The 13,350-nt window shown below is 58.2% G+C and carries 13 protein-coding genes; 1 reads left to right on the top strand and 12 read right to left on the bottom strand.

All coding sequences use genetic code 11. The features are described 5' to 3' along the window. Positions 1–28: 28 nt before the first annotated feature. The 12 genes from rsmB to ACKXF7_RS11565 all read right to left on the bottom strand — a co-directional run bounded on the left by rsmB (position 29) and on the right by ACKXF7_RS11565 (position 10,813). Positions 29–1,351, bottom strand: coding sequence for a 16S rRNA (cytosine(967)-C(5))-methyltransferase RsmB (gene rsmB / locus ACKXF7_RS11620; protein ID WP_423741368.1), 1,323 nt, complete (start codon positions 1,349–1,351; stop codon positions 29–31). Then, entirely contained in the window at positions 1,351–2,271 is a 921-nt protein-coding gene (gene fmt, locus ACKXF7_RS11615) for a methionyl-tRNA formyltransferase (protein WP_423741367.1), read from the bottom strand. Before fmt ends, rsmB begins: the two co-directional genes overlap by 1 nt. Further along, positions 2,271–2,807: a peptide deformylase gene (gene def / locus ACKXF7_RS11610; RefSeq protein ID WP_423741366.1), complete on the bottom strand. Its 537-nt coding sequence runs from the start codon at positions 2,805–2,807 to the stop codon at positions 2,271–2,273. The genes fmt and def overlap by 1 nt, the downstream gene beginning before the upstream one ends. A gap of 16 nt (positions 2,808–2,823) precedes the next feature. Continuing rightward, positions 2,824–3,810 carry a replication restart helicase PriA gene (priA, locus tag ACKXF7_RS11605; RefSeq protein ID WP_423741365.1) on the bottom strand — a complete coding sequence of 329 codons (987 nt, stop codon included), beginning with the start codon at positions 3,808–3,810 and terminating at the stop codon, positions 2,824–2,826. Further along, positions 3,753–5,081 (bottom strand): DEAD/DEAH box helicase, encoded by a 1,329-nt coding sequence (locus ACKXF7_RS11600; protein ID WP_423741364.1) that lies wholly within the window; start codon positions 5,079–5,081, stop codon positions 3,753–3,755. The genes priA and ACKXF7_RS11600 overlap by 58 nt, the downstream gene beginning before the upstream one ends. 20 nt (positions 5,082–5,101) lie before the next feature. Beyond that, positions 5,102–5,674, bottom strand: coding sequence for a guanylate kinase (gene gmk / locus ACKXF7_RS11595; protein WP_418266053.1), 573 nt, complete (start codon positions 5,672–5,674; stop codon positions 5,102–5,104). Next, entirely contained in the window at positions 5,664–5,942 is a 279-nt protein-coding gene (gene remA / locus ACKXF7_RS11590) for an extracellular matrix/biofilm regulator RemA (RefSeq protein ID WP_423741363.1), read from the bottom strand. The genes gmk and remA overlap by 11 nt, the downstream gene beginning before the upstream one ends. Positions 5,943–5,965: 23 nt before the next feature. Beyond that, positions 5,966–6,844 carry a YicC/YloC family endoribonuclease gene (locus tag ACKXF7_RS11585; RefSeq protein WP_423741362.1) on the bottom strand — a complete coding sequence of 293 codons (879 nt, stop codon included), beginning with the start codon at positions 6,842–6,844 and terminating at the stop codon, positions 5,966–5,968. A gap of 230 nt (positions 6,845–7,074) precedes the next feature. Further along, a complete protein-coding gene (locus ACKXF7_RS11580; RefSeq protein WP_249236699.1) occupies positions 7,075–7,416 on the bottom strand; it encodes a transposase family protein in 342 nt (113 codons plus the stop codon). Between the two features lie 228 nt (positions 7,417–7,644). Further along, positions 7,645–9,048, bottom strand: coding sequence for an oxaloacetate decarboxylase subunit alpha (locus ACKXF7_RS11575; protein WP_249236700.1), 1,404 nt, complete (start codon positions 9,046–9,048; stop codon positions 7,645–7,647). Positions 9,049–9,064: 16 nt separating this feature from the next. After that, the gene (locus ACKXF7_RS11570) at positions 9,065–9,445 is read right to left on the bottom strand and encodes a biotin/lipoyl-containing protein (RefSeq protein ID WP_005940233.1); all 381 of its coding nucleotides are present in this window, start codon (positions 9,443–9,445) and stop codon (positions 9,065–9,067) included. A 48-nt stretch (positions 9,446–9,493) separates the two neighbouring features. Next, positions 9,494–10,813 carry a carboxyl transferase domain-containing protein gene (locus tag ACKXF7_RS11565; RefSeq protein ID WP_423741361.1) on the bottom strand — a complete coding sequence of 440 codons (1,320 nt, stop codon included), beginning with the start codon at positions 10,811–10,813 and terminating at the stop codon, positions 9,494–9,496. A gap of 482 nt (positions 10,814–11,295) precedes the next feature. Between ACKXF7_RS11565 and ACKXF7_RS11560 the strand changes: the two genes are divergently transcribed. Further along, positions 11,296–13,254 (top strand): glycerophosphodiester phosphodiesterase family protein, encoded by a 1,959-nt coding sequence (locus ACKXF7_RS11560; RefSeq protein ID WP_423741360.1) that lies wholly within the window; start codon positions 11,296–11,298, stop codon positions 13,252–13,254. Positions 13,255–13,350 lie beyond the last annotated feature (96 nt).

Below are 13,350 nucleotides of genomic sequence, written 5' to 3'. Positions count from 1 at the left end.
GAATAAGCTGCCTGTTTCATTGCAGCTCTCACCCGTTTTTCTGCATGGCACACAGGAAAAATCCATCCATGCCGGTACGGGTGGGCACCGAAAGCGCGCCGTGTTCCCCTGCCGTCATCCCGGCGGGCAGCGCCACGGCGGGCTTTACCACCGTAAACTCCGGGTGACGGACCAGAAATGCCGCGATCTGCTGCTGGTTCTCTGCCGGGTCGATGGTGCAGGTGGAGTACACCAGCCTGCCGCCCGGTTTGAGCAGCTGTGCCGCCGTATCGAGGATGGCCGACTGCGTGGCCAATAATTCAGCTTCGCGGGCCGGATCCAGCTTTTTATAGCGCAGATCCGGCTTTTTTGCCAGAATGCCAAGGCCGCTGCAGGGCACATCCGCTAAAATGCGGTCGGCCTGCGGCAGGGCCGGGTTCACCTTTGTGGCATCGTTGCACAGGGCTTCCACATTGGTCAGTCCCATGCGCTGCACTGCCGTGCGGATCAGGCCCACGCGGTTCTCGGCGGCATCGCAGCTGTAAAGCCTGCCGGTATTCTGCATCTGTTCGGCCAGCAGGACGGTCTTGCCGCCGGGCGCGGCGCACAGGTCGATGACTGTTTCTCCGGGCTGTGCGTCCACGCAGAGCGCCGCCAGCTGGCTGGCCTGCCCTTCCACATGGAAGTACCCCTGCCGGAACAGCTCATTTTCCGCCGGGCTGCCCTCGAAGCGGGCCAGCACACTGCCGGGCACAACGCCGGGCTTTGCTTCCTTTGCTCGGGAAGTCAGCAGCTTTGTGCAGAGTTCTTCTGCGCTTGTCTTCAGCGGGTTTGCACGCAGGCTGGTCATGCCGCCATCGGCTTTGTAGGTGAGGATATCCAGTGCTTCATCCGGGTAGTTCTTGTGCAGAAATTCCGCCACATCCCGCCCGGCAGAGCCCAGCACCATGAGCCGCTCCACTTCGTTTTTGAAGTTTGCGGTGCTCAGGTCGTAGCTGCATGCCTTGCGCAGCACCGCGTTGACCAGACCGGATGCGCTGGATTTTTTGAAGGTGCGGGTCAGCTTGACCGCTTCGTTCACCGCTGCGGATACCGGCACCTGCATATAGCGGGCCTGTGCCAGCGCGGCACGCAGGATCTCGCGCACCGGTGCATCCAGCTTTGCAAGGCCCTTGGGCAGGAACTGGCACAGGATGTGATCCAGCGTGCCCTGATGTTCCAGCACGGTATAGAAAATGGCACTGGCAAAAGCTTTATCGCGGTCTTCCAGTTGCTGGCGTTTAAGCTCGGCATCCAGAACAAGGTTGGAAAAACCGGCCTGTTCCTGCCGCACCAGCGCCGCCACAGCTGCCGCGCGCGGATTTGCCGCCATCAGAGGATATCCCCCGCCTTGAGGCGCTGACCGGCAGCAAACGCGGTGCCGTCCATGGGCTTTTTGCCCTCCGGCACCACCTGCAGCAACTGGACGGCCCCCTCACCGCAGGCCACGGTCAGCGGCTTTGTCGCCAGCACCGTGCCGGGCGCTTTGCCGGAAGCTTCCACCGCACGGCACTCCATCACCTTGAGCTTCTTGCCGCCGGAGGTGATGAACCATGCACCGGGCCACGGGTTCATGCCGCGCACCCAGTTGTGGATGTGGGCGGCAGATTCGGTAAGGCGGAACTCCGCCATCTCTTTATTGAGCATGGGAGCAAGGCAGGCGTTTGCATGGTCCTGCGGCTGTGCAATCAGCGTGCCGGCAGCGATGGCGGGCACCACCTCGCACAGTACCCGGGCACCCACGGCGGTCACGCGGTCAAACAGCTCGCCGCTGGTCTCCTCCGGATCAATGGCGGTCTTCTCACAGCAGAGCACATCGCCGGTATCCAGCCCCTCGTCCATCTGCATGATGGAAACGCCGGTCTCGGCGTCGCCGTTCAGCACGGCCCACTGCACCGGAGCGCTGCCGCGATACTTGGGCAACAGGGAGACGTGCAGGTTGATGCAGCCATATTTCGGCGTTTCCAGCACCGACTTCGGCAGGATGCAGCCATAAGCCACCACCACGATCAGCTCCGGGGCCAGTGCGCGGATATTTTCATCTTCGCTGCCGTCCCGCAGGGTACGGGGCTGGAACACCGGCGTGCCGTGGGCAAGCGCCACTTCCTTCACCGGCGGTGCGGTCAGCACCTGCTTGCGGCCAACCGGCTTATCCCGACGGGTATACACTGCACAGATATCATGCCCGGCAGCATACAGGGCTTTCAGGCACTCAGCGGCAATATCCGGCGTGCCCATGAACAGAATGCGCATCAGTTGTTTCCTTTCGCTTCGCGGGCAGCTTTTTTGCCCTCTTCGGTATCCTCATAGAAATACTCGCTGGACTGCATGATGGTGATGCCGTCCAGATGGTCGTTCTCATGCTGGATGCAGCGGCCCAGCAGATCCCCGGCTTCCAGCTCAAACCACTCACCGTGGCGGTCCTGTGCGCGCACTTTGACAGCAACAGGGCGGGTCACGGCGCCGTTATGGCCCGGGAAGGACAGACAGCCCTCATAGGCGGTCTCCTCTTCCTCGGATACGGCCAGGATCTCCGGGTTCACAAAGTCGATAAACTTGTACTCGTAATCCTCCGGGATCTCCTCCGGGGCATCGGTGGTGTCCCACACCACGAACAGGCGGCGCAGCATGCCCACCTGCGGGCCGGCCAGACCCACGCCGTCGGCGGCGATCATGGTCTCGTGCATGTCATCCAGCAGGGTAGCCAGACGGTCGTCAAAGGTAGTCACCGGGCGGCAGACCTTATTCAGGATGGGGTCGCCCTCTTTTACAATGTTACGGATTGCCATTTATGGTACCTCCTAATCAGATATCTCCGTCCGAATGCAGATCCACCGCAACGGTGGCCTTGGACGGAAGTTTTTCCTGTTCATACAATTCCAGTGCGCTGCGCACGAGGTCGCGGAAGCGGCGGTCGTTGCGGCACTTGATGGTAAGCTTATAGCGATAAGTGTCGTTGATCTTCTCAATGCTGCCGGGGGTCGGCCCCAGCACCCGCAGGGGCAGATCCGGCTGTTTTGCTGCCTGCTGGCCCAAAAGAGCCGCAAAGCGCGCTGCGGCCCTTGCCGTCTCGATCTCCTTTGCACCTGCAAAGCCGATGACGCACAGCCCGCAGAAGGGCGGGTAGAGGCCCAGCTTGCGATATGCAATTTCCTGCTCGAAGAAGGCGTCGTAGTCCTGCGCGGCGGCGAGGTTGAGGACGGGGTTGTCGGGGTCGGTGGTCTGGATGATGGCAAAGCCCGGGTCTTTCGCTCGGCCGCTGCGGCCTACCACCTGTGTGATGAGGCTGAACACGTTTTCGTAGGCACGGAAGCCCTGCGCAAACAGCAGTGAATCGATACCCAGCACGCCCACAAGGGTCACGTCCTCAAAATCCAGTCCCTTGGCCACCATCTGGGTGCCCACCATGATGTCGTATTCGTGATCTGCAAATTTTGCCAGCAGCTTTTCGTGGGCGTCCTTGGCAGCGGTGGAATCCTGATCCATCCGCAGCACCCGTGCATCCGGGAAGAGCTTTGCAAGCTCTTCCTCCGCTTTCTGGGTGCCGAACCCCCGATACTGCAGCTTGCCGCCGCAGGTGGGGCAGACGGTGGGCGGTTCCATCTGGCTGCCGCAGTAGTGGCACAATACCTTATGCGCCGATTTATGGTACACCATGGGCACGCTGCACTTTTGGCACTTGAGCACCTCGCGGCAGTCCTCGCACTGGGCCATGGTCTGGTAGCCCCGGCGGTTCAGCAGCAAAATAGTCTGCTTGCCTGCGTCCAGATTGCGGCGGATAGCGTCCTCCATGGCAAGGCTGATTCCCGGGGGTTGCCCGATGCCAGCTCGGCGCGCATGTCCACGATCTGCACCTTCGGCAGCGGGTTACCGCCGTAGCGCTGAGTGAGCCGCACCAGCTGGGTGCGGCCGTGCTGGGCCGCATAAAAGCTCTCGGTGCTGGGGGTGGCGCTGGCCAGCAGCAGCAATGCACCGTTCTCCGCCGCGCGCTGCCGGGCCACCTCGTGGGCAGAATAGCGGGGCGCGGATTCCGAGCGGTAGGTGTGCTCCTGCTCTTCATCGATGATGATGAGCCCGATGTTTTCCAGCGGCGAAAAGATGGCACTGCGGGTGCCCACCACAATATCGGCACCGCCGTCCTGGATCATCTGCCACTGCAGCAGACGTTCCGTGTGGTTGAGGGCAGAGTGCTGCACCGCCACCCGGCGGCCAAACTGGCTCTTGAGCCGCAGGATCATCTGCGGCGTCAGGCTGATCTCCGGCACCAGCACCAGCGCTTTCCGGCCCTGTTCCAGACAGTGTGCGATCAGCTTTAAAAATACAAGCGTTTTGCCGCTGCCGGTCACACCGTACAGCAATGCCGAGTGGGGCGCATCATCCTCCAGCTTTGGCAGCAGGGCATCGTAAGCCGCCTGCTGTTCTGCCGTCAGGCAGATGGGCTCGTTTTTGAGCGGAATGGACGAATACAGGTCGATGGACTTGTTCACCTTGCTGCATTCCAACACGCCTTTGGCGCACAGATTATCCAGCACAGCACGGCTGATGCCCTTGTCCTCCAGCTCGTTCAGGGTGCGGGGCCCGCCGCCCAGCAATGCCACTGCCGCCAGCTGCTTGGCCGTGGGCTTGGGCTTTTGCTGCAAAGCCCCCACCAGCTTATAGCTGTTCTCTGTGTGGCGGGTGAGCTGCTTTTGCAGCACCGGCGTCACACCGTCTGCCGCCACAGCGGGCTTGTACTGTGCACCATAGGGAATGACCGCCTTGACCGCTTCATAATAGGTGCAGAAGGTGCGTTCCTTCAGAAAGTGCACCAGACGCAGCAGCTCCGGCGTCAGGCAGGCCGAAGCCGGGGCCACGTCGAAAAGATATTTCAGCTTTGCACTTTCCGGTTCGGCATCACAGGCCAGCACCACACCCATGCGGGCGCGGCTGCCCCGGCCAAAGGGCACCAGCACCATGCTGCCCAGCTTTACGGTGTCCTGCTGGTCCGGCATGACCGCGTAGGTATACAGCTTATCAAAGTGGAAGGTCGCATTGCTGACGGCAACGCCTACCGTTTTGGGCATTCGTCCAGCTCCTTCAAATATTATTCTGCGCTTCCGATGCGGCGGCAGATCGCCTCATACAGTGCATCGGCGCAGGTATCGACCCGGTCGTTGACCAGCTTCAGGGTAAATTTATCCTGCTGGGCCAGCTCCTGCCGGGCCGTAGCAAGACGTTCCTGAATACTGTCCTCGGTCTCGGTGCCGCGGCCGCGCAGACGGCGTTCCAGCTCCTCCACCGAGGGCGGCAGCAGGAACACGGTGGTCGCGCCGGGGAACATGCGGCGGATATTCGCTGCGCCGTGCACATCAATGACCAGAACGACCACCTTCCGGGCTGCCAGACGCTTGTCCACCTCTTCGCGCAGGGTACCATAGTAGTTGCCGTTGTAGAAGTTGTGCTCCACCACCTGATCGTTCTCGATCAGCTGCTGGAACTGCTCCCGGGTGCGGTAATAATAGTCCACGCCCTCCTGCTCACCGGGACGCGGTGCGCGGGTGGTGGCGGAGACGGTCTTTTCGATCTCCGGGTGTGCTTCGCGCAGTGCCTTCACCACGCTGTCCTTGCCGGTGCCTGCTGCACCAGAAACTACAAACAGATATTTATCATTCGCCATGGGACGGTTCCTCCTCTGCTGTCATTCTGCTCTCCTGCCCTGCCGCGCGGTTGGCCACCGTTTCCGGCTGGAGCGCCGAGAGCACCACGTGATCGGAATCCATGATCAGCACCGCACGGGTGCTGCGGCCATAGGATGCATCGATCAGCATCCCGCGCTCCCGCGCTTCCTTGATCAGACGCTTGACCGGGGCCGAGTCCGGGCTGACGACAGCCACCACGCGGCCCGCACTGACCATATTGCCAAACCCGATGTTGATCAGCTTCATAAATTCCTCCGGATCTTACTGCATCATTCCAGATTCTGGATCTGTTCACGGATCTTTTCGATCTCGGCCTTCATGTCCACCACGATGCGGGTGATGTCCAGATCCTGACACTTGGAACCAATGGTATTGGTCTCCCGGTTCAGTTCCTGCGTCAGGAAGTCCAGCTTGCGGCCCACCGGCTCGTTCAGGGCCAGAATGTCCCGGTACTGTGCGATATGACTGCGCAGGCGGACGGTCTCCTCGTCCACAGCAGTCTTGTCGCCAAAGATGGCGGCTTCGGTCAGCACGCGGGCATCATCGATATCGCGGTCTTCCAGAATGACCTTGAGCTTTTCATACAGGCGGGTGGTGTAAGCCTCCACACGGCCCGCGCTCAGGGTCTCCACTTTGCCGACGCATTCCTCCAGAAAATTCAGGCGGTTCTCCACATCGGCCTTCATCTTGGCACCCTCGGCGGCGCGCATTTCCACAAAGCGGTCCAGCGCCTGTGCCGTAACGGCAGACACATCCTCCCACAGCTGTTCCTCGTCCACATCCGCATGGCGGGTGGTGAGCACATCTGGGAAACGGGTGATCACCCCGGCAGAGATATCATTTTTGATGCCCAGCTGCTCGGAGATATCCCGCATGGCCTGCTGATAGCTGCGGGCCAGTTCCATGTTGACCGCAACCACGGTATCTGCGGCATCTACATTCTGTACCGTCATGCTCAGCTCCACCTTGCCGCGGGTGATGCGTTCGTTGAGCTGCTTTTTCAGTCGGCTGTCCAGATAGCTGCAGGTGCGCGGGATGCGCGAAGAATACTCAAAGTAGCGAGAATTGACGCTGCGCAGTTCCACCGTGATCTCACGACCATTGCGCACAGCAGTCCCACGGCCAAAGCCGGTCATGCTTAAGATCATAACGTTCTCCTATTTTCTGTTTTTCAATGTTTTTGCATACAGATTCCGGTATATGTATCCGCCTTTGGGTGCACAAGCCCATGTTACGATACATATAGCTTCATTTTACTATTCTTCGGCCCAAAATTCAAGGTGCACTGTTGTGCATTCCGGCCAAAATGCCCGCAATGAACGCCAATAAGTAAAAAAGCTCCGGCACAAAATCTTTGGATTCTGTGCCGGAGGCTGTTTCAGTTGGTTTTGTACACACAGGTAACGCTTTTCTGGATCAGATCTGCGTTCAGCAGGGTCTGCTCCACCCAATGAACATTCACTTCAATGGTATCGCGGGAGACCTCGTATTCTGCAGCAATGCTGTCCATGCTGCGGTATTCATGACGGTAGATCAGGGTCAGCACCAGCTTATCCAGCATGGTGATCTTGGTAAAGCGCGGCTTACGCTTATGCTCCCTACGATAAGCGTCTTCCAGTGCTGCCAACATCCGGTCAAACTCCCTTTTTCCAACGCCAAAGGTCAGCACATAGTCCCGCTCCGTAAATTCCGCAAGGCGCTGGGCAGTAACTTTTCTCATAGGGGTTCCCTCCTTCTTTTGTGGCAATACCCGAATGCCGCGCACATCCATTTTTATCCATTATAGATTGGGGATGTTTTCAAGTCAATGCGTTCATTGCCTTTTGGGGCAGATTTTTGCAAAAACATTTTCTTCCGGTTTATACGACCCATGTCATCTCCTGCCCACCGCCCTGCTATGCAAAAAGGGCCTCCCGCTCACAGCGGGAAGCCCTTAAAATACCGTTACTTAGACGGGGTGAGACTGATTTGCGTAGTCCACATGATCGCCATCAACGCCCTGCTTCTTGGCATTGCGCTTGTCGAAGAACTTGGGTGCCACCTGCGGGAACATTGCGTAGGTCAGCACGTCCTCTTCCTGCGTTGCCCACTTGGCAGCTTCCGCCTTCAGCTTGTCCATTTCGGGAGCAAGCGTATCGGCAAAGCGGCAGGTAATGGGCTGCTCGTCGCCCAGAATCTTCTTGGTGAACTCCGGCTTGATGGGAGCGGGAGTCTTGCCGTAGTCGCCATGGACCAGACCCTTGAACTCCTTGGTGACCATCTTGTAGCGCTCACCAAGGATAACATTGAACACAGCCTGCGTACCAACGATCTGGCTGGTGGGAGTGACCAGCGGCGGATAGCCTGCATCCTCGCGGACACGGGGGATCTCAGCCAGCACTTCATCCAGCTTGTCTTCCTTGCCGGCATCCTTCAGCTGCTTGAGCATGTTGGAGAACATGCCGCCCGGCACCTGATACAGCAGGGTGTTGGCATCAACGCCCAGACTCTTGGGGCTGATCTGGCCGTTGGCGATGTACTTTTCGCGCAGCTTTGCAAAGTATGCGCGGACAACGTTCAGCTGCTTCAGATCCAGACCGGTGTCATAATCGGTACCCTGCAGGGCAGCGACCAGACTCTCGGTGGGCATGTGGCTGGTGCCCAGACTCAGGGGGCTCATGGCGGTATCGATGATGTCGGCACCTGCCTCGATGCCCTTCAGGATGGACATGGAAGCCAGACCTGCGGTGTAGTGGCTGTGGATGTCAACAGGGATGCTGACGGTCTCCTTCAGCTTCTTGACCAGATCGTAGCAGGTATAGGGAGTCAGCAGACCGGCCATATCCTTGATGCAGATGGAGTTTGCACCCATCTCCTCCAGAGTCTTGGCGTAGGCTGCAAAGTACTCGTTGTTGTGCACGGGGCTCAGGGTGTAGCTGATGCAGCCCTGCACATGAGCGCCTTCCTTGTTGGCTGCCTTGATAGCAGTCTGCAGGTTGCGCGGATCGTTCAGTGCATCAAAGATGCGGATGACATCGATGCCGTTTGCAACAGACTTCTGCACAAAGTACTCAACGGCATCATCTGCGTAGGGACGATAGCCCAGCATGTTCTGGCCGCGGAACAGCATCTGCAGCTTCTGGTGAGGCAGTTCCTTGCGCAGGATGCGCAGGCGGTCCCAGGGATCTTCGTCCAGGAAGCGGATGCAGCTGTCGAACGTAGCGCCACCCCAGCACTCCACAGAGAAGTAGTTGATCTTATCCATTTCCGGCAGGATGGGACGCATCTCATCCATGGTCATGCGGGTTGCCAGCAGAGACTGGTGGGCATCGCGCAGGACGACCTCGGTAACCTTGATCGGCTTTTTGGCCATGATTGTCACCTCTCCCTTAGTTCATGGAAACCAGAACGTCACCGGAGTTGACGGTGTCGCCCTTGTTGACGTTGATGGAAGCCACAGTGCCATCCTGCGGAGCAACGATCTCGTTCTCCATCTTCATAGCCTCCAGGATCACCAGCACATCGCCGGCCTTGACGGATGCACCGGCCTTGACCTTGACATCCAGAATGTTGCCGGGCATGGGAGCCTTGACGGCAACAGCACCGGCAGCGCCTGCGGCAGCCTTGGGTGCAGCGGCGGGAGCCGGAGCAGCCTTAGGAGCAGCGGGTGCGGCAGGAGCTGCAGCAGCAACCGGAGCAGCACCAGCGGCAGTCTCCTCCACGGAGACGCTGTAAGCAACGCCATTGACGGTAATATTGTAGTACTTCATGGAAGGATCCTCCAAATCAAAATCGTATCTAAAGATTTATACAGACGATTACAGAGCCATGTTGCCGTGCTTCTTGGGCAGGCGGGCAGCACGCTTGGTGCTCAGCAGCTCCAGTGCAGCAACCACGCTTGCACGGACATTCGCTGCGTCGCAGGTCAGGTCAGCAGCACCGCAGGCAATCGCATTTGCTGCGCTGCACACCTCAGCGGTGTAGGCAGCAGCCTTTGCGTTGGTGGCTGCAATGATGTTGTCGGAAGCATCGATTTCTTCCTTGTACAGTACGCTGACAGCAGCACTGGGCTCCAGCGCGCTGACAGTGCAGCCGGTCACAGCAATGCGCAGATCAGCAGCGGCCAGTGCAGTGTAGACAGGGCCCACAGCCTTGCCTGCCAGCACAGCCACCTTTGCAGTGGTAGCGTCGGCATAGGTGGCAGCCAGACGGGCAGCCTCACGGATGCCGCCTGCAATGTCGTCGGTAGCGCTGGGCACGAAGCCCTCGGTATCCACAATGGTGATCACCGGCACGCTGAAAGCATCGCACAGGCGCACAAAACGGGAAGCCTTGGCTACGCAGTTGTGGCACAGGTTCTTGCCGGTGGCCACAACGCCCACAGCGTTGCCGCCCACGGTTGCAAATGCGGTATAGACAGACTTACCAAAGCCTGCATACAGCTCCACGGCGCTGTCCTTATCGACCACAGCGGCAGCAGCCTTTGCAGGCTCTGCACCAGCAGCCAGAGCAGCAGTGGGCTGCTCGAACTCAAAGATCGCAGGGCCGGTCAGGTTGTTGGCCGGCAGCAGACCCACGATGTGAGCAGCCTTCTCGGCAGCTTCCGCAGCAGTGGACTCCACGATAGCAGCCACGCCAGCCTTTGCAGCGGCGGCTGCGGTACCGGCATCGGCCACCTTGTCGCCCTTGGCGGCAGAGGTGAACGGAGCGGTGAAGAACAGCTCTGCGCCCTCAACCATGATGCAGACATCTGCATTGGCTGCGCTCAGTGCGCTGGTGCCGCCGCAGACACCCAGAACAACAGCCACCTGCGCGATCACGCCGGAAACCTTTGCGATCTGCGCATTCAGCTTTGCACTGGCGGTCAGCACGTCCAGACCCTCAGCCAGCTTTGCGCCAACAGAGTTATAGAAGGTGACGACCGGGCAGCCAGTCTGTGCTGCCATTTCCAGAACCTTGATGTTCTTTTCAACATCCTTTACGGTAACAGCTTCGCCATTCTGATAAACAGCGTAAGCCTGCTGACCTGCAGCATAGCCGCAGGCAGCGCTCACTGCACCATCAGCAAACAGCGCAGTGTATTCCCCGTCATCGAAAAACTTGGCGAGGATTTCTCCCTTATTGATCTTTGAAGCCATGGTAAGACCTCCTGGTTGTCTGTGTGAGCTTTCAAAATTGGTTTTATTATACTGAATTTTCCATAAAAATGCAAGAGCTTCTATAAAAGTCCATGCAAATCAACATCCGTCACACCCCGTTCTATAATTTTTTAACGATTCTGCGTTCCTCTGCCAGAGTCTCCTTCTTCTACAGTTCCGGGCCATGTACGGTGCCTGCCAAATTTTTTCCTGCATTTTTGTTGATTTCGTTTGTCTCTGCCGCATTTTATTTTAAAGAAAGATATGTTACACTATATTTATATTATATTTGCAGGGTTTTTCCGGCCGGCTCAGCCGGATGCTTTGTTTTTTCCGGCAGCAGCACCAGGCTGCACGGCGCAGGATGTCTGCTGTTTTCCGGTCTGCTTCTGCCGATCATGTAAAAAATTTTCACAGGACAGCCCGTTCCAACGCTCTGCGACCGGCTGTCCTGCAAATTATAAGAAGAAGGTTCTGCTAAATTGAAAGATCTGTTCATTTCGTTCCGTACTGCAAATCAGACCTATTCTGTCCTGCGGCGCTCTGTCTTTTCCCTGATGCACCGCGCCGAAGCTGCACTTTTCTCCATTCTCATCCTCTGCAAGCTTGCCACGAACCTGTTGTTCGTTTCCCTGATGCAGCAGGTCTGGTCCCTGACGCTGCGGTTCGCTCCCATGCACTATTTGAGCAACAGCAATGCTTCGGATATTTTTACCTCTCCTGCCATTATCGGCTGCATCGTTCTCATCGCCGTTCTGACGGCCTTCTGGTCGCTGTTTGAATGTTCCGTCCTGCTGCATGGACTGGACCTTGCCCGCAAGGGCGAGAGCATTCGCCTGCCTGCACTGCTGTGCACCTCCCTGCTGGACGCCTGTCATGCCTTTCTACCGCAGAACTGGCTCATTCTGATCTACAGCGCCACGCTGATCCCTTTCACCAATTTTTTCCTTGCCGTGAATTATATCACTCAGCTTGCAGTACCGGAATATATCATGGGCGTCATTCGTGCCAACAGCCGGTATCACCTGCTTTATCTGGCCCTCTGCGCCGCACTTCTGGTTCTCCTGATCAGCTGGGTCCTGGTGCTGCCGCTGTTCCTTCTGGAGCACAAAAGCCTGTGGCAATCGGTTCGTGAAAGCGTCGGCTATGTCCGCACGCGCATTCTCCGCACATTTCTTCTGCTGCTGCGGTGGAATGTTTCGGCCCTGCTGCGTTCTCTGCTGCTGACTGCCGCCATCGCGCTGCCGCTGTACGGCATTATCATCGGCATCGGGATGCAGAGCACGCAGGCCATGTTTGCACTGTCCCGTGCCGCGCTGAACATTGAACTTCCCTTCTTCCAGTTTCTCATCGACTGCACCATCACCCTTGCACAGTGCACGGTTATTACCGCGCTCTATGACCGCCTGCGGGGCAGCTTATCGTTTGAAGCGGAGGCAAACCCGGACCGCAGACCCTGCCGCTCCAATGGCAGGTTGCTTCTGACCGCCGCCATTGCCGGTGCCACTTTGCTCACCTTCGTGCTTGCTGCCTGCTACTTTGTTCTGCCGGAGGACGATGCGCTGCGCTCCATGCTGGGCGGCACTGTGCCGATCGTTACGGCACACCGCGGCTATTCCGCCGCCGCACCGGAAAACACCCTGCCCGCCTTCCAGCTTGCCATTGACCACGGCTGTGAGCGCGCTGAGCTGGACGTTCAGATGACAAAGGACGGTATTGTGATGGTGACGCACGACGCCAACCTGCGCCGCTGTGCCGGCCGAAACGAAAACATTTATGACCTGACTTATGATGAAGTGCGGAGACTGGACGCCGGGCGCTGGTTCGGCAAGAAATACACCGGCACCCGGGTCCCCACGCTGGAAGAAGTTCTGGACCAGTGCAAAGGCAGGATCCAGCTGAACATCGAGATAAAGCCCAATGCGGCCACACCTGAGCTGGAGGCAGAGACCGTCCGGATCATCTATGAAAAAGGCTTTGAGCATGACTGCGTGATCACCTCGCAAAGCTACGATACCCTTTGCAAGGTCAAGGAGCTTGCCCCGGAGATCCAGACCGGCTATATCCTTGCTTTGGGCGTGGGCAGCTATTATGACCTGCCCGCCGCAGACTTTTTTAGCGTGGAATCCACCTTCATCACCCCCGGCATGGTCCAGCAGATCCACCTGCGCGGCAAAACCATCTCTGCATGGACGGTCAACCGTCAGGAAGACGCCAGCGATCTGGTGAGCCTTGGCGTAGACGACATTATCACGGACAAACCCGAAATGGTCCAGCAACTGATGAATGCCGATGCCGATCTGGACAACGATCTGCTCTTTATCCGTGACACGATCCGCAGCCTGATCGGATGGTTCGACGCTGGGGACGAGCCCACGCCGGAGGAAGAGGTGATCGAGGAAGCGATCGAAGACCCCGAAGAGCTGCTGGATGCGGCATGATCCGTCAAAGAAAAACAGAATGCAGCTTTTCTGCAGTTATGTTATACTTGATGCAGTGAATCACAGTTCCTCCGGATGGTGAGAAGGAGCAAAAAC

This window comes from Faecalibacterium sp. 7 (assembly GCF_049562865.1).
Lineage (GTDB): Bacteria > Bacillota > Clostridia > Oscillospirales > Ruminococcaceae > Faecalibacterium > Faecalibacterium wellingii.
Note: the sequence above shows the minus strand (reverse complement) of the source record. Positions and strands in the feature narration are given on the sequence as shown.